A 15,631-nucleotide genomic window follows, 5' to 3' on the forward strand; every position below is an offset into this window, starting at 1 on the left:
TCTCCTGATCAATGGTTTCCTTACCTAATAACCCAACTTCAGCACGAGTGAAACAAAAAGAAGTTTGGCAAATGTTTCAATTGGCATGATTCATGGCAGATGGGCCTGAGTTTAACATTTGTCGTTGTTTTTGAAACTGGGCTATTTTTTGTTTTACATTGCCCATTTTCACTGGTTTACTAATATAATCATCCATGCCTGCGGCAGTACAACGTTGCTGAATACCTTCCATAACATTAGCCGTCATCGCTATAATAATAGGCTGAGTAGACGGGGACAGGCTCTCTCGTATCCGCCGTGTGCACTCCAGACCGTCCATAACAGGCATCTGCAGATCCATGAACACATAGTCATAGGGATAACGGCTGCTCAGGACCATGTCCAGTGCGCTCTGTCCATCTTCAGCGATGTCCGAGAGCAACCCAAGCTTACTGAGCATAATCGCCATCAGCTTCTGGTTAATGGGATGATCATCCACAATTAATACGGTGGGATATTTATTCTCGTTCTTCACATCCGTCAGCTTCTCTTCCCCGTTCCTCTGGACCAGTTCTGTTTCTACATAACGTTTCGCCTGAATCGTAAATACAAATGTTGCTCCCCGTTGCTCTGTGGTGTCGAGATAGATCTGTCCACCCATCATTTCGACCAGCGTCTTGCAGATCGCCAGGCCCAGGCCTGTTCCGCCATACTTGCGTGTCATGGATGTATCAAGCTGAGAAAACGGCTGGAACAGGCGGTCAACTTTGTCTGACGCAATACCTATTCCAGTATCCTTAACAGCAAACTCCAACGCCATTTGTCCGTCCTTTTCCTCATTCACTGATACGATCAGATATACCCCGCCCTGGTCGGTGAATTTGATTGCATTAGCAATGAGATTCAAGAGAACCTGGCGTAGCCTTGCCATATCTCCGTAAATCAATTCAGGGACCGAATCTTCCAGGAAATAATCCAGTTCCAGATTCTTTTTGCCTGCTTCTGCAGCAAACAATCCCAATACTTCCCGAATACAGGAGACCAATTCAAATGGATGCTCTTCAAGTTCCATTTTGCCGGATTCCATCTTGGTGAAGTCAAGAATGTCATTGATGACCGTGACCAGTGCATCCGCACTGCGACGAACAATGTCTGCATACTCCTTCTGATCGTCCTTCAATTCCGTCTCCATCAGCAGATCCACCATGCCGATCACTCCGTTCATCGGTGTGCGAATCTCATGGCTCATCATCGCCAGGAATTCAGTCTTCGCATTGGCTGCAATTTCCGCTTCTTCCTTGGCTTGAATGAGTTGTTGGTTCATCTTCTCCAGTTCCTGTGTCTTCTGGTGAAGCAGCATGGTCTGTGTCTTCAATCGTTTATTGGTGATAAACATCTCCACAAAGCCCTCGATCTTCGATTTCAAAATCTGAGGAATAAATGGCTTAACCATGTAATCAATGGCCCCGGCTGAATATCCCGCAAACAAATGTTCAGCCTCTCTGCTATTCGCAGAGATGAATATGATCGGCACATCCTTGGACTTGTCCCGTGCCTTAATTAACTTTGCTGTCTCAATTCCGTCCATTCCAGGCATCTGTACATCAAGTACGATAACCGCAAATTCGTCTTTTAGCAGACAGCGGAGTGCCTCTTCTCCGGAAGTTGCCTTAACGAGTTTATATTGTTCCGATTCCAGAACCGCTTCAAGAGCAAGCAAGTTCTCAGGGCGGTCATCTACCAATAATATATGGATTGGTTCATTGAGCCCCATGGCTAACCCTAACCCCCTATTTGATCTTCCGGTATATTTTTTCGGTCCGGTCTAATGGCTCATAGGTATCACTGAACTCTGTAAAATGTATCGATTCTTTCGACCCCAGAACCAGAATACCAAAGTGGCTCAAGCTCTCGTGAAACAGCCCATGCACATGGTTCCGCAGTTCATCATTGAAATAAATCATGACATTGCGGCAAAAGATAACATTAAACTCATTAAATGACCGGTCTGTTGCCAGATTGTGCTCGGCGAATATGATGTTCTTCCTTAGAAAAGGATGAAATATCACCGAATTATATTTCGCTGTATAGTACTCGGAGAAGGCTTTGGTACCCCCTGCCTCCAAATAATTTGTAGTAAACAGTTTCATCTTCTCAATACCGTAGACGCCTTCTTTGGCCTGCTGCAATGAGCGATCATTCATATCCGTTGCGTAGATTCTTGCCTTGTCATACAGCCCTTCCTCATGCAACATGATGGCCATGGAATAGACTTCTTCTCCCGTAGAGCAACCCGCATGCCATATTCGGATATACGGGTATGTTCTCAGAATAGGAATAATCTGTTCCCGAAACATTCGGAAAAGCGAGGGATCTCGAAACATTTCCGTCACAGGGATGGACAAATTCTGTACAAAACGTTCAAACGCGGAACGGTCATGAAGCACACGCTCCTGCAAGCCGGATATGCTCTTAACACCTTCGGCATGTGCATGATGCCAGATTCTTCGTTTCAGGGATGGCAGTGCATAGTTTCTAAAATCATATCCATATAAACGGTGCATGCCTTCCAACAGCAACTCAATCTCGATCAGCTCGCGCTCTTCATCTTGCGGCATACGGACCAAATCTGCCCCCGTCTCGGTAGGTTCCCACGGTGTCATAAATTCTCTCCACTTCTTCATTTGTTACTTGCGTATTCGTCGTATTGTCTTTCATTACCCAAACAATGTACTTACGAATAATGAACTTACGAATACAACCATACCCGCATTAAGGATAATAATTGATCCGTCTGGATCGGTTTTTTCACATAATCAGATGCTCCAGCCTCAATACATTTGCCTCGATCCTCTTTCATGGCTTTGGCCGTAAGCGCAATAATCGGCAATTTTTCAAACTGCGGGATCTGTCTGATTCGTGTCATCGCTTCGTAACCGTCCATTTCTGGCATCATCATGTCCATCAGTACCAGATCAATTTCCGGATTTTTCTCCAGGATATCCAGAGCCTCACGGCCATTCTCTGCAAAGGTTACATCCATGCGATAGCCTTCAAGGACACTTGAAAGGGCAAATACATTACGAATATCGTCATCTACAAGTAATATTTTCTTGCCTTCAAACAATGTTTCTTTGTTGTGCAGCTTCTGTAAAATTCGACGCTTGTCTTCCGGCAAATTGGCTTCTACCCGATGCAGGAACAATGTGGTTTCATCCAGCAAACGTTCCGGTGACTTCACATCCTTGATAATGATGGATTCCGCATATTTACGAAGCTTCATTTCTTCCTTGGAATCCAGTTCCTTGCCTGTATAAATTATAATCGGCAGATCGTTGAGATATTCATCATCCCGAATCTGGTCGAGCAACTCGAACCCGGTCATATCCGTTAACATTAGATCCAGTACCATGCAATCATAACGCTGGGTGTGTAATTCATTCAAAGCTTCACTGCCTGTGGATACTGCCGTGATTGCCACATCGTCATGACCAATCAATTCTATAATGGCTTTACGCTGAATCTCATCATCTTCCACAATCAACAATCGTTTCAACTGATTCTCGGTATAGGATTTGATATGCGAGAAAGCTTTATCCAGTGAATCCTTGCTGGAAGGTTTTTTCAGATACGCAATAGCGCCCATCATCAGACCTTGCTTCATATCATCAATGACCGAAATCACATGTACCGGGATATGGCGTGTTGCCGAACTGCTCTTCAGCTCGCCCAGAATGGTCCAACCATCCATAACCGGCAATTGAATATCCAGGATAATGGCATCAGGAAGATATTGACGAGCCATTTCAAGTCCTTTATCGCCTTGCAGGGCAACAAGTGCCTTGAATCCTCTTCCTCTGGCCATATCCATCAAAATATGTGCAAAGTTCACGTCATCCTCAATAATGAGAAGGATTTTGTCACCTTCCATCAGATTCTCCCGATCATCTTCGATCTGCGTCACTTCAGGCGTATGGGTAGGAGATAGATCCGTACCCACGCTTCGCTCCGGATCAGGAGAGAGAATGGACTGATGGCTTGAAAGCATGGTCCGTGTTTCCATGGACTGTTCATAAAGCGCCTCTGAGGATACTGCCGCTTCTCTTGAAGCACCTTCACCGGCCAGAGCTTCCTCTTCATGATTATCGGGCAGGTACAAGGTGAAGCTGCTACCTTCCCCCTCGGATGATTCTACCTGTATTGCACCACCAAGCAAACGTGCCAGTTCTCTGCTAATGGACAATCCCAGACCCGTTCCGCCGTATTTGCGACTTGTAGTCCCATCCACTTGCTGGAACGCTTCAAAGATCAGATCCGTCTTGTCCGATGGAATACCAATGCCGGTGTCTTTCACAGTAAATCCGAGATATTCCTGATTGGTGTTCATGTAACCCGGCAGTTCTTCCGGTTTCATCCGTTGTCCAATCAGACTGACCGAACCACGATTGGTAAACTTGAACGCGTTCGATAACAAATTCCGCAAAATCTGTTTGACGCGATGACTGTCGGTATATACCCATTCCGGTAAATTGCTGTCGAACTCGATGTTCAAGTTCAATTCTTTTTTATTCGCCATCGGTCCAAAGTTTTGCTGAACAAAGCTGGTCAGCTCTTCCATTCGAACCGTCTCATAATTGATATCCATCTTGCCTGCGTCCACTTTGGACAGATCCAGAATCTCATCAATCATCTTCAGCAGATCCGCACCCGACATGTAAATGGTTTGCGCGTATTCCTGCTGCTTGTCAGTCAGATTTCCACCCTTGTTCTCCGACAATAACTGGGACAGAATGAGCAAACTGTTCAGTGGTGTACGAAGTTCATGCGACATATTCGCCAAAAATTCGGACTTGTACTTGCTTGTCATCGACAGCTGTGTAGCTTGCTGTTCCAACTGTGTCTTCGTTTTCTCAATTTCGTCATTCTTCTCTTCGACTTCACGCACTTGCTCTTCAAGCGCCCGCGTCTTCGCAATAAGCTCGGTATTGAAATGTTCCAGCTCTTCCTGCTGACGTTGCAGTAATTCTTCGGAACGTTTAAGCGCCTCTGTCTGCTCCTCTAGATTCTCATTGGAACGGCGCAGTTCTTCTTGCTGTGTCTGCAATTCTTCGGATTGAACTTGCAGTTCCTCAGTCAGTGCTTGAGATTCACGAAGCAGTTCCTCCACACGCAAACGACGTCGAACGTTGTTCAAAATTACGCCCAAGTTCATGATCAGTTGAGCGAACAATTGTTTATGAAGTTCATTGAACCCTTCAAAGGAAGCCAGTTCAACTACACCAATCAGTTCATCTTCAAATACAACAGGATAGATCATAATGCCCGCAGCACGTGTTGAACCTGAGGCTGAACCAATATGCACGTAATCTTCCGGCGTATTTTCCAAAACGATTGGTGTCATATCCAGCGCAGCTTGACCAATCAGGCCTTCACCAATCCGGTACATTTCTTTACCAACGTCTTCGTTCTCTTCAAATGCATATGCACCGTAGCGTCTCAGTTCGTCGGGATGTTTCTCCTCATCAATGAGGTATACAACACCCAACTGAGCACCAAGAACGGGTGTAAACTCACTAATAAACATCTGGGAGATTTGTCGAATGGAACCAATGCCCCGAAGCAGCTCAGGAACTCTTGCGATGTTCGAACTCATCCAGTTCTGATCCTGTTGAGCCTGCACATAGGCTTTCTCAACTTCCAGTTTTTCTTCCAGATCGCTCGATACATCTTTGAACACAGTGGCAATCTGACCAATCTCGTCCGTCGACTTAACCTGAATGCGTCTGATTGTACGATAGCGCCCTTTGCCAAAACTGGTGATCATCATGGATACGGTATTTAGCCCCCGCGTAATACTCGGCAGTACCCACATAATGACACCCAGAGCCAGCAACAATCCGGCAATCATGATACTTATGGTGATCTGTACCGCTCTCGTATACGCTGCGTTAGCGTCCTTAATCTCCGTATCAATCTCTTGGTCCTGGTAGCGGGAAAGAGCATTCAAACTATCCACAGCTTCTTTTTGCACCGCAAGCCCTGTTGAATTGCGGTAGTTATTCGCATCTTCTACCCGATTCTGGGACATCAGGCTAATCTGTCTCGTAGCATAGGCTGTATAAGCATTCCATGCGGCATTTACACGATCCACTAGTTGATGTTCAGGTGCACTGTCCGCCCGGTTTCTTACTTCTACGAGATAACCGTCCCCCCGATCCTTCATCTCCTTCAAGTCACCGTCAGCTGCACTAATTGAGTTATTCGGATTCAATAACAAGTTAGCCAGCACTTTGGCAATATCATTAACCTCTCCACGTGCAGCAGACGTGTATCTTACTTTGAGATAACGCTCCTGATACATCTGATCAATCTGCTGATTACTGCTGTTCAGCCGTTCATAGCTCACAAATGTGAGTACGATCAAAATGGCCATCAGAGCGGTAAAGCCAATCAGCAGTTTATTCCTGATCTTCATTCAGCCCCCGCCCCTTTATCCAAAGTAATCCAGACCAAACATTTATCATCATCCCGTTCCTGGGGAATTTCGTCGTCGAAAAATAGTGCCTGCATGGCAGCTTCATTCCACTGATGTGAGCCGGTCAGTTTTTCGACCAAGAATTCATGTTGTTCCTCTTGCCCGCCCTGAACAGCTTCTAATAATCCATCCGTATAGAGTGCAATATGCCCGTCACCCTCGTAATGAATCGTTTGTGGTTCAATATCCATTTTGTCAAATAAACCAACTGGACAGCAGACGCTGTCAAATGTAGTCACACTGCCGTCGTTTCGGAAAAATAAAGCAGGTGGATGTCCTGCGTTAACATAATCAATACGCTTCATCCGTGTATCAACGACCAGATAGATTGCCGTGAAATAGTACTGCACCAATTGTTTCTCTAGGTGGAGCTGGTTAAAGCGACGGTTCAGCTCCTGAATGACCTTCTCTGGATCGACATAGGTGGTAACCGTATCTTTCAACACAGAAGCAATAAACATGGTAAACAGGGATGAAGATATTCCATGTCCCATCATGTCGAGCAAGAGCACTCCGTAGCGGCCTTCCCCAAGGGGATACCATGAATAGAGGTCACCTGCAAGTTCGAATGAAGGTTTATAGATGGCATGCACTTGAAACAACGGGTCCCGGATTGCCGGACTTAATACGGCATTTTGGACCATTGCTGCAAGCTTCAGTTCATCCTGAATACGTTGATCACGCTCTTTGTGCCAATCCTTCTCCTGTTTCAAACGAAGCGCGAGTCGAATTCTGGCCATCAGCTCGACTTTGTTAATCGGTTTGGTCACATAATCCGATGCACCTGCATCCAATGCTTCGGCAAGTTTTTTGGAGTCACCGATGGCAGTCACCATAATAATCGGTATATCCTTCAGATTTTCAAATTTCTGCACAATACTGCAGGCTTCGATGCCATCCATCTCAGGCATCATCATGTCTAGCAAAATTAGGTCAATATCCGACGGTCTTGGACGAGGTTCGTTGCTTTCCTCCCCAATTCCCAAAACTTCAAACATTTCCATGGCGGAACTTGCCGTTACAATGTCACGATAGTTTTCTTTTTTCAGAATTTCTCGAATGATAATGACATTCGTCGGATTGTCGTCAACAATAAGTATTCTCATTGATATCTCCTTATCTGTGGCGTCCGGGTTTGTCGATTCTTATTAGGTTAAAACGAACGTTGATTATACAAATTTTGCATACAAAACGGCAGTAGACATAATAATTCCTAGTATAACTATAATCTTAAACGCAAACTTTTTGAACATCCTTTATCAGTAAATGGCACCATCGCAGAGTAATCTCCCCGCTTGTTACCCTGTTTTTGCAGCGTCCTGATCCCGCTTCCAAACTTGCAAAAACATAGATAAGGAATGGGGCTTTCCCCATTCCTTATCTATGTTTTTGATTAAGCATTTTACAGAAGTGATTCAGAAGCTCGTCCATGTTCAGCAAGCTTCAACTTGCGATGTATATCGGTTAATCTTTCTTTTTAGCAATAACAAGCACTTTACCCTTGTCGAGCTCACTCTCGTAGAAGTCGGCCTCGGCTTCGGTAAAGCCCATCGATACAATTTTGGCCCGGAGTTCATCACCACGTGAGCGGAACAGATTCGCCAAGGAATCAAATACGCCTTCTTCCTTAATGCCGATTTCTTTGGCATCTGCTGTATCGGCAATTCGATCTGTACGATCCTTCTCATGGGCGAGAACAAAGATATGATCAGCAAGGTATCCGGTAATCTGCAATTCTTTCACCGCTTCTACCGCCTGGACTCCGTTTTCTACCACTTTTGCATAAGCTTGCGCATTGGTTGAATTCATCGTTTCCACTCTCCTCTGATTTAATCTTCTATATCGAGCTACTTAGTATATAACCATACTATATGGGGTTGAAACGATTTGGTAATAACCAATCCTAGGAAACCGTTTCATCAAAAAGATCAATACCATCGATCTGGCTGGAGCCTGACTTCATATATACCTTTAACGCCTGGTCTCCACGGAGAAATACTTCTCCATCCTCAGCCACATAATAGGGTTTGCCTAAAGCTTGATGGATCGCTTCAAAATTCATCTCGATTCTCTTTCCGTTTAACTTGATGTGATCCTCAGATGCATCGATATGCACATAATGAATAACATCTGTATCTTCACACAAGCCAATCTTCACATCTTGAAAGTGATATTCAGGGCACCCCAGATAAGGATCTTCCTTCTTATGCACCGGCTGGCCCTTCTTGGCAAACAATTCGTTCATGCTGTCATCCAGAGAAACGCCATTCAGAGTCCGAAAATGCTGGAAAGTCTCGGATCGATCAACAGCCAGAGTCACCTCTGACGCCTTCTCTTCCATTGCCGTCCATTGCATATCGTGAGCAGCGGGTACCGCTGCCGGTTGAACGGAAAAGGGAGAAATTACGCTAAACATCACAAGCAGTAGTTTCATCATGATTCTCACCCTTTCATCAGGTTCATCACCGCTCTGAAGGTTTCTTTTTGGATTACAAAGCGATCATGTTATTTACGCATCCGTTGCCATACATTCGCTGCAACATCAATATACTTCATCCAGTTTTTCCCGCCCTTAGCTTCACCATTATATGTAGCTTCATAGGATTGCAGGGTACGATCCGTTGATGTAGCAGGCGGTGCAGTTACATGAACCGATTCAGCATGCTTGGTCTGTTCAGTGTTGTTACGTTTGGTCTGAAATTTTGCCATCAGCGTCGTGGAGACTTGTTTGGCTGCTGCCGTCACTTCATTCAACACTTCTCCCAGATTCTCAACAGATTCCATAACAGGATCGATTTTTTTCATTTTGTGCTGTACATCCACCGTAATATCATTGGCATGTCTTACCGTCTGCTTCACTTCATAACTAAGTTCATCAATGGTCTTCTGTACCTCCTGTAATGTCTGTGAGACATTGTCCAAAGAACCTTGGGCGGATTTCAAGGTACGAATTAAAAAGAAAACCAGTACTGCAAATGCCACTGCAATCAGGGCCACGCTAATTTGATAGATCATAGAAGAACCTCTCTTTCCATATGTGCATCAGTTTGTTATTGCTATAGTTACCCGGCGATTTCCCGGACGAAACAAAATAACAGTTTACTTCAACTATGCCCGCGGTTGGAAAAAAAACCAATGTTTCAACCGGATAGCCCCCGGTTAAAGTTAGACTACACAAGGCGGTGAGGTGAACACAACTCACTCCACAATTAAGTAAACGAAAGGATGAAACCTCATGTTGAAATGGTCTGTATTATTTCTAATTATTGCACTGGTAGCAGGTATTTTCGGATTCTTCGGTATTGTTGAAGCAGCTGCTTCAATCGCTAAAGTACTCTTCTTCATCTTTGTAGTACTGTTCGTAATCTCCCTCATTACAGGACGCAGCCGAATGCGATAACCTCAGTCTCTGTTATGACTGAATGCTGAATAACGAATACATACAAAAGCCGATCGTGCTACCAAGCCGATTGGCTTTTGTGCGTTCAGGCATAGGTCAACTTTTCTATATTATGTATTGCACTCCCTCCCGCTTTATTCCAATCCGCTCGCCCACTGAATCCTTAAAAACAGGACTTTTTTGAGATAGCCAACCCGGTTTTATCCCACCGAAGTATGATATTTACAGGCTTGCTATATACCCACATATGCGCCAGTTGACACTGGAGAATGCAAGAAAATATTGTTATAATTTATGATTCATAGGGTAGCTTGCTTGGTTACTTTTAACACAGGACAACAAATTACATAACAAACCGAGGAGGAAATACAAATGAAAAAAATCGTAAGTTTTGCCGCTGCATTAACGTTGATGGGTTCGATGGCTGCCGCTGCTGGTGCTGAGGAAGCGGTTACTGGAACAGTGACTCCGGAAACAGGAACAGAAGCTACGACAACAACAACTCCGGCTGTTGAAGTGAACAAACCTGCTGTAGAAACGGTAGAAGGTACTGCTGAGACGGTAACAGGTACAACAACAGAAACGACAGCCACAGAAGGCACTTCAACTACAACGGAAACTGAAACTCCAGCTACGACTACAGATGACAAAATGTTTGAAGAGCCACTTGTAAAACCAGGCGATGAAGTACTGGTACCTACGATGTTGCTGAATCTTCTGGAGCGCACTTGGTTCTATGATGCACCTAACGGTAAACCAATCGGCGCACTGGGCTCCCAAATCATCGATACAACAGGTGAAGTGGTAGACGGATTCGACGGCGGTGAATGGGTGCAAGTGTACACGTGGAAAGGTAAAGCTTGGATCCACGTTGCCATTCAATAATATCGTATAATCGTTCTAACGATAAGTAAAGAGGACAGCGCGTATAATCGCAGCTGTCCTCTTTTAATTTTCCAACATGTTCACGCCCTGTTCAAGGGTTTCCCGTGACCTCATCCATCTTCGGTTCCACATGTACATGCACATGCATGATGTTATGTGATCGCTTCAACCGCTCTTCCACTCGGTCACAGATCTGATGGCCTTCAATCAGGCTTAGGCCTCCGTCCACTTCAATAACCACATCCACAAGTACATGACTGCCATGCACACGTGCCTTCACATCCTTGATCATCTCAACGCCGGGAACCCGAGCCACAGAGGATCTAAGATCCGTCAGTTCTTTCTGATCAAATCCATCCGTAAGGCGATGTGTGGAATCGCGGAAAATCTCCCAAGCCGTCTTGCAGATCAACAGTCCTACAGCAATCGCAGCTACTTTATCCAGCCAAGGAAGTCCAAACTGCGCACCTATAATCCCAACTGCAGCGCCTATGCTGACCCAGGCATCCGAGCGATTATCTTTGGCCGCAGCCATAAGAGCCTGACTGTTAATTTGTTTAGCCAGACGATGATTGTAACGGTATACGCCCAACATAACTAACGCACAGACCACAGCCACTGCTGCTGCCCACAAGTTAGGAGCAACAAAGGCTCCTTCATACCAGGAACGAACGGCTTCAACCAACACTTGCAGACCAACCATAGCCATAATAAATGAAGCCACCAAAGCAGCAACAGTTTCCGCTCTAAAATGACCATAGGCATGATCCGAATCAGGTGGTTTCTGTGAGATCCGAAGCCCGATCAAAACTGCAATGGACGCCACAATATCCGTAAGGTTATTAAAACCATCCGCCAGCAAAGCGCTAGAAGCAAATAAATATCCACAGATCAGCTTAAAGGCGGACAAGACGAGATAGGCTACGATGCTAACCCAAGCCCCTCGCTCCCCTTTTCGTATTTCTTCATAAGCGTTCAAACCGGGCGACACTCCTTTTACGTTTCGTATTACGGTTTTTCCATGTTACCAAATGCATAGCGTGTGGGTCTACAGAAACAGTGTTGCCAGGCTGCATTGCTGTAGGAAAGCCGAAACAAAGTTGCCAGATGGCAGAGCTGTAGGTGATGAGAAAGAATGTTGGCCCCGGTAAAACCCAAGGGATTTGAGCATTTTATCAGGTTGCCCTTGTGGGGCTTTTGTAAAACGTATAAAATAGGTACATCCCGTCCAATCTGGACGGCTTACTGTAAGACCGGGAGGGAAATAACGATGAGCGAAAATAACGAACCAAAAAAGGTCAGTTTGCAGGATGCTATACGCCAGAAGCTGGCGCAAAAGAAAGAACAAGCAAATTCCGGTAACCAATCCAGCGCCTACTTTGAAGGCGGACCGAAAGCGATGAAGAGTCAAAACAACAAGAAGCCTAACAACCAACGTCGCCGTACTGGTGGATCTTAGGTCTTAGGACCGTAGAGAAACCCATTGACTGCAAAAAGAACCGCAAGCCCTCTTCACAGAGGCTTGCGGTTCTTTTATGTTCCTATGCATAATGTGCCTGTAGATCAGACTTAGTTTAAGCTTCTACCGGATACATTTTTTTGCGCAGTTCTTTGATTTCATCACTTTCCAGATATTCGTCATAGCTCATTTGGCGATCAATGATGCCCGTCGGCGTAATTTCGATAATCCGGTTAGAGATAGTTTGAATAAACTGATGGTCATGGGATGTAAACAGCATGGTGCCGTCAAAATCAATCATACCATTGTTCAATGCTGTAATGGATTCGAGATCCAAGTGGTTGGTAGGCTCATCCAGAATCAATGCGTTCGCACCAGTCTGCATCATTTTCGCGAGCATACAGCGAACTTTCTCGCCCCCGGAGAGTACACTTGCCTTTTTCAGGGATTCCTCACCTGAGAACAGCATACGTCCCAAGAATCCACGTAGATACGTTTCATCCTGATCTTTAGAATATTGACGGAGCCAATCGACGAGAGTCATGTCTACACCGTCAAAATATTGGGAGTTGTCTTTCGGGAAATAAGCTTGAGTTGTAGTTACGCCCCAAGTGAATTCGCCGCTATCCAATTCCGTTTCACCCATAAGAATATCAAACAATAGTGACTTGGCATTCCCGTTCGGTCCAACAAATGCAATTTTATCGCCTTTGTTCACCACAAAGCTGATATCATTCAGCATGTTCACACCATCAACCGATTTGCTGATGCGATCTACGGTCAATAATTGTTTACCCGCTTCACGCTCAGGCTTGAAGTTGATAAACGGATATTTACGGTTCGAAGGACGAAGGTCATCCAGCGTGATTTTGTCGAGCTGTTTCTTACGGGAAGTCGCCTGCTTCGATTTCGAGGCATTCGCCGAGAAGCGTTGAATAAAGGCTTGCAAGTCTTTAATCTTTTCTTCTTTTTTCTTGTTGGCATCACGCTGCAAAGCAAGTGCCAATTGACTGGATTCGTACCAGAAATCGTAGTTACCTACGTACAACTGGATTTTACCAAAGTCGATATCCGCAATGTGTGTACATACTTTGTTCAGGAAGTGACGGTCATGGGATACGACAATAACAGTACCTTCATAGTCCATCAAGAAGTTCTCCAGCCATTGAATGGATTCGAGATCCAAGTGGTTGGTAGGCTCATCGAGCAACAGGTTGTTTGGACGACCAAACAAGGCTTGTGCAAGCAGAACACGAACTTTTTCGTTTCCGCTCAGTTCAACGATTTTCTTCTCATGCATATCACGATCGATACCAAGACCGATCAGGAGTGCCGCTGCATCCGGCTCAGCATCCCAGCCATTCAACTCGGCAAATTCACCTTCAAGCTCACCTGCACGCAGGCCATCTTCTTCCGTGAAATCCGCTTTGGCATACAGCGTATCTTTTTCTTTCATAATGGCATAGAGACGACTATGACCCATAATTACAGTTTCGAGAACCGGATACTCATCATATTCGAAGTGGTTTTGCTTCAAAACGGCCATACGTTCGCCCGGGGTGATGTGCACCTCTCCCGAGTTCGATTCAATTTCACCGGACAAAATTTTCAAGAATGTTGATTTGCCGGCTCCGTTGGCGCCGATCAGGCCGTAACAGTTTCCTGGCGTGAATTTGATATTTACATCTTCAAAAAGTGCACGTTTTCCGTAGCGGAGCGTGATGCCGCTTGTACTGATCATTAAGCATACCATCCTTTATTGGTTAATCTGCATACTGCATGAATAGCAAGTTGCGTAAATCATGGATTCAATATCCCGATGCCTATTCTGGCACCATATTATAACACAAAAAAGCGGCAAATTCGAAAATTGGCCGCTTTTTACTTATTAAAGATTTGGTAAATATACTGTTCATGCAGGCATACCCCTACATTAACATATTTGGCTCGCTTTTGTTAGGGCGTGTCTGAAAACTCCGAAGGAAGCTCCAAGCAAGGAAGTTTTCCGCAGGCGTGCCGGGGCACGTCAAGGGAAAGTGACGCAGCAGGGGGCGAAAAGGCGGTAAAAGATGCACTTCAGCGAGTTTTGAGATATGCCCTAGTCCTGTTTGCCTTGCTCGTGGTGAATGCGGAGCGTTTCGCCATGACCAAGCACCCGAATCCGCTCTTTGCCGATACCAAGCCGCTCACGTTCGACTTCCAGTCGATCCAGTGCTTCCTTGGGTGTATCATCCGCCAGCTTGAATGTGCCGTAATGCATCGGCACCATGAGCTGGGAACCGGATTCAACGAATCCTTGCAGCGCTTCTTCTGGTGTCACATGTTGAGAAGTCATGAACCATTCTGGATCGTAGGCACCGATTGGCATCAGGGTAACACCTATGTCAAAGCGCTCTCCAATCGTTTTGAAGCCCTGGAAGTAACCTGTATCACCCACAAAATACAACACAGGCGGGCCGCCAGATTCTTTAGCTGTTTCGTTCTTCTCTGATTCCGCGGATGATTGGTCCGGATCACTCGTTGTTGCAGCACTTTCCGTTGCTGATGGCGTAGCCAGATGGCTCTGTTCCAATACATAACCTCCCCAATGGGACGTATTGGTATCGAATAGCGTTCGGCGCGTCCAGTGCTGTGCCGGCACAAAAGTTATTTTGACTCCGCCAAGTGTCATATGATCCCACCACTTCATCTCCTGGCAGCGATGGAACCCTTTGCGAATCATTTTGCGCTTCAGACCATCGGGTACGATCAGCAACGTCTTGGCTGTAATCAGCTTACGCAAGGAAGCCAGATGCAGATGATCATAGTGGGAATGGGATATGAGAATGACATCCAAAGGTGGAATGTCCTGAATCGGAATGCCAGGGGCACCGAGCCTTCGTTGAAATCCCATTTTTTCGGCCCACACCGGGTCAGTCACGATGTTCAATCCATAATATTGAATGAAAAACGTGGAGTGACCAATCCAGGTAATACTCGTGTCATCCCGATTGGCATGCAGATAATCCAGTTCAGGCGGGTGTTTGGGCACGGTGTAGGAATAGTCCTTCACTTTGCTCCGCCGTTGCTCCCTCCATTGCTTGAATTCCTTCAGCGTTTTGTCCGTACTTACATTATCAATGTTGTTATAACGGATTTTAGGCATGAAAGGGCCCTCCTCCCTTCCTCATTTCTTAACAACTGATTACCCTAAATGGGAATGCACGTACCAACCAATCAATCCTGCGGATTTTTGCATACGGCCAGATACACGAACAGAAAGGCAATCGCAGCGATAATAATGAGTGGTGGGGCATACATAATGGTGAATGTCTCAAAAAAGCTCAATCCGGTTATACCAGGTATCCCCGTGACTCCCTCAGTAAGGACCATG

The 15,631-nt window shown here is 45.5% G+C and carries 14 protein-coding genes; 3 read left to right on the forward strand and 11 right to left on the reverse strand.

Translation table 11 applies throughout. From position 1 onward, the window contains the following. Nucleotides 1-76: 76 nt before the first annotated feature. The 7 genes from MHI06_RS25090 to MHI06_RS25120 all read right to left on the reverse strand — a co-directional run bounded on the left by MHI06_RS25090 (nt 77) and on the right by MHI06_RS25120 (nt 9,529). Nucleotides 77-1,753, reverse strand: coding sequence for a response regulator (locus MHI06_RS25090; protein ID WP_340399463.1), 1,677 nt, complete (start codon nt 1,751-1,753; stop codon nt 77-79). A 16-nt stretch (nt 1,754-1,769) separates the two neighbouring features. Next, nucleotides 1,770-2,642, reverse strand: coding sequence for a protein-glutamate O-methyltransferase CheR (locus MHI06_RS25095; protein ID WP_340399464.1), 873 nt, complete (start codon nt 2,640-2,642; stop codon nt 1,770-1,772). A gap of 86 nt (nt 2,643-2,728) precedes the next feature. Continuing rightward, entirely contained in the window at nt 2,729-6,454 is a 3,726-nt protein-coding gene (locus MHI06_RS25100) for a response regulator (RefSeq protein WP_340399465.1), read from the reverse strand. Next, on the reverse strand, nt 6,451-7,620 hold the full coding sequence (locus tag MHI06_RS25105; RefSeq protein ID WP_062836466.1) for a fused response regulator/phosphatase: 1,170 nt from the start codon (nt 7,618-7,620) through the stop codon (nt 6,451-6,453). Before MHI06_RS25105 ends, MHI06_RS25100 begins: the two co-directional genes overlap by 4 nt. Before the next feature lie 358 nt (nt 7,621-7,978). After that, nucleotides 7,979-8,323, reverse strand: coding sequence for a general stress protein (locus MHI06_RS25110; protein ID WP_062836465.1), 345 nt, complete (start codon nt 8,321-8,323; stop codon nt 7,979-7,981). Nucleotides 8,324-8,417: 94 nt separating this feature from the next. After that, nucleotides 8,418-8,951: a hypothetical protein gene (locus MHI06_RS25115; RefSeq protein WP_340399466.1), complete on the reverse strand. Its 534-nt coding sequence runs from the start codon at nt 8,949-8,951 to the stop codon at nt 8,418-8,420. A 68-nt stretch (nt 8,952-9,019) separates the two neighbouring features. Further along, nucleotides 9,020-9,529: a DUF948 domain-containing protein gene (locus MHI06_RS25120; protein WP_169481479.1), complete on the reverse strand. Its 510-nt coding sequence runs from the start codon at nt 9,527-9,529 to the stop codon at nt 9,020-9,022. 220 nt (nt 9,530-9,749) lie between these two features. Here MHI06_RS25120 and MHI06_RS25125 point away from each other — a divergent pair, with 220 nt between their 5' ends. Beyond that, nucleotides 9,750-9,914, forward strand: coding sequence for a DUF1328 domain-containing protein (locus MHI06_RS25125; RefSeq protein WP_017692264.1), 165 nt, complete (start codon nt 9,750-9,752; stop codon nt 9,912-9,914). A 372-nt stretch (nt 9,915-10,286) separates the two neighbouring features. Further along, a complete protein-coding gene (locus MHI06_RS25130) occupies nt 10,287-10,799 on the forward strand; it encodes a hypothetical protein (RefSeq protein WP_340399467.1) in 513 nt (170 codons plus the stop codon). Between the two features lie 91 nt (nt 10,800-10,890). Here MHI06_RS25130 and MHI06_RS25135 read toward each other — a convergent pair whose 3' ends face one another. Then, on the reverse strand, nt 10,891-11,778 hold the full coding sequence (locus tag MHI06_RS25135; RefSeq protein ID WP_169481478.1) for a cation diffusion facilitator family transporter: 888 nt from the start codon (nt 11,776-11,778) through the stop codon (nt 10,891-10,893). Nucleotides 11,779-12,069: 291 nt separating this feature from the next. Here MHI06_RS25135 and MHI06_RS25140 point away from each other — a divergent pair, with 291 nt between their 5' ends. After that, a complete protein-coding gene (locus tag MHI06_RS25140; RefSeq protein ID WP_017692261.1) occupies nt 12,070-12,258 on the forward strand; it encodes a hypothetical protein in 189 nt (62 codons plus the stop codon). A gap of 115 nt (nt 12,259-12,373) precedes the next feature. Here the strand turns inward: MHI06_RS25140 and MHI06_RS25145 are convergent, their stop codons facing one another. From MHI06_RS25145 to MHI06_RS25155, 3 genes are all read right to left on the reverse strand, one after another. After that, a complete protein-coding gene (locus tag MHI06_RS25145) occupies nt 12,374-13,999 on the reverse strand; it encodes an ATP-binding cassette domain-containing protein (RefSeq protein ID WP_017692260.1) in 1,626 nt (541 codons plus the stop codon). Nucleotides 14,000-14,356: 357 nt separating this feature from the next. Next, on the reverse strand, nt 14,357-15,403 hold the full coding sequence (locus MHI06_RS25150; protein WP_340399468.1) for an MBL fold metallo-hydrolase: 1,047 nt from the start codon (nt 15,401-15,403) through the stop codon (nt 14,357-14,359). Nucleotides 15,404-15,474: 71 nt separating this feature from the next. After that, entirely contained in the window at nt 15,475-15,630 is a 156-nt protein-coding gene (locus tag MHI06_RS25155) for a hypothetical protein (protein ID WP_340399469.1), read from the reverse strand. Between the last annotated feature and the right edge of the window lies 1 nt (nt 15,631).

This window comes from Paenibacillus sp. FSL H8-0079 (assembly GCF_037991315.1).
GTDB lineage: Bacteria > Bacillota > Bacilli > Paenibacillales > Paenibacillaceae > Paenibacillus.

Coding starts and splice junctions, on each gene's coding strand:
- MHI06_RS25090 (WP_340399463.1), bottom strand. CDS start 1,753: ATGGGGCTCAATGAACCAATCCATATATTATTGGTAGATGACCGCCCT.
- MHI06_RS25095 (WP_340399464.1), bottom strand. CDS start 2,642: ATGACACCGTGGGAACCTACCGAGACGGGGGCAGATTTGGTCCGTATG.
- MHI06_RS25100 (WP_340399465.1), bottom strand. CDS start 6,454: ATGAAGATCAGGAATAAACTGCTGATTGGCTTTACCGCTCTGATGGCC.
- MHI06_RS25105 (WP_062836466.1), bottom strand. CDS start 7,620: ATGAGAATACTTATTGTTGACGACAATCCGACGAATGTCATTATCATT.
- MHI06_RS25110 (WP_062836465.1), bottom strand. CDS start 8,323: ATGAATTCAACCAATGCGCAAGCTTATGCAAAAGTGGTAGAAAACGGA.
- MHI06_RS25115 (WP_340399466.1), bottom strand. CDS start 8,951: ATGATGAAACTACTGCTTGTGATGTTTAGCGTAATTTCTCCCTTTTCC.
- MHI06_RS25120 (WP_169481479.1), bottom strand. CDS start 9,529: ATGATCTATCAAATTAGCGTGGCCCTGATTGCAGTGGCATTTGCAGTA.
- MHI06_RS25125 (WP_017692264.1), top strand. CDS start 9,750: ATGTTGAAATGGTCTGTATTATTTCTAATTATTGCACTGGTAGCAGGT.
- MHI06_RS25130 (WP_340399467.1), top strand. CDS start 10,287: ATGAAAAAAATCGTAAGTTTTGCCGCTGCATTAACGTTGATGGGTTCG.
- MHI06_RS25140 (WP_017692261.1), top strand. CDS start 12,070: ATGAGCGAAAATAACGAACCAAAAAAGGTCAGTTTGCAGGATGCTATA.
- MHI06_RS25145 (WP_017692260.1), bottom strand. CDS start 13,999: ATGATCAGTACAAGCGGCATCACGCTCCGCTACGGAAAACGTGCACTT.
- MHI06_RS25150 (WP_340399468.1), bottom strand. CDS start 15,403: ATGCCTAAAATCCGTTATAACAACATTGATAATGTAAGTACGGACAAA.
- MHI06_RS25155 (WP_340399469.1), bottom strand. CDS start 15,630: ATGGTCCTTACTGAGGGAGTCACGGGGATACCTGGTATAACCGGATTG.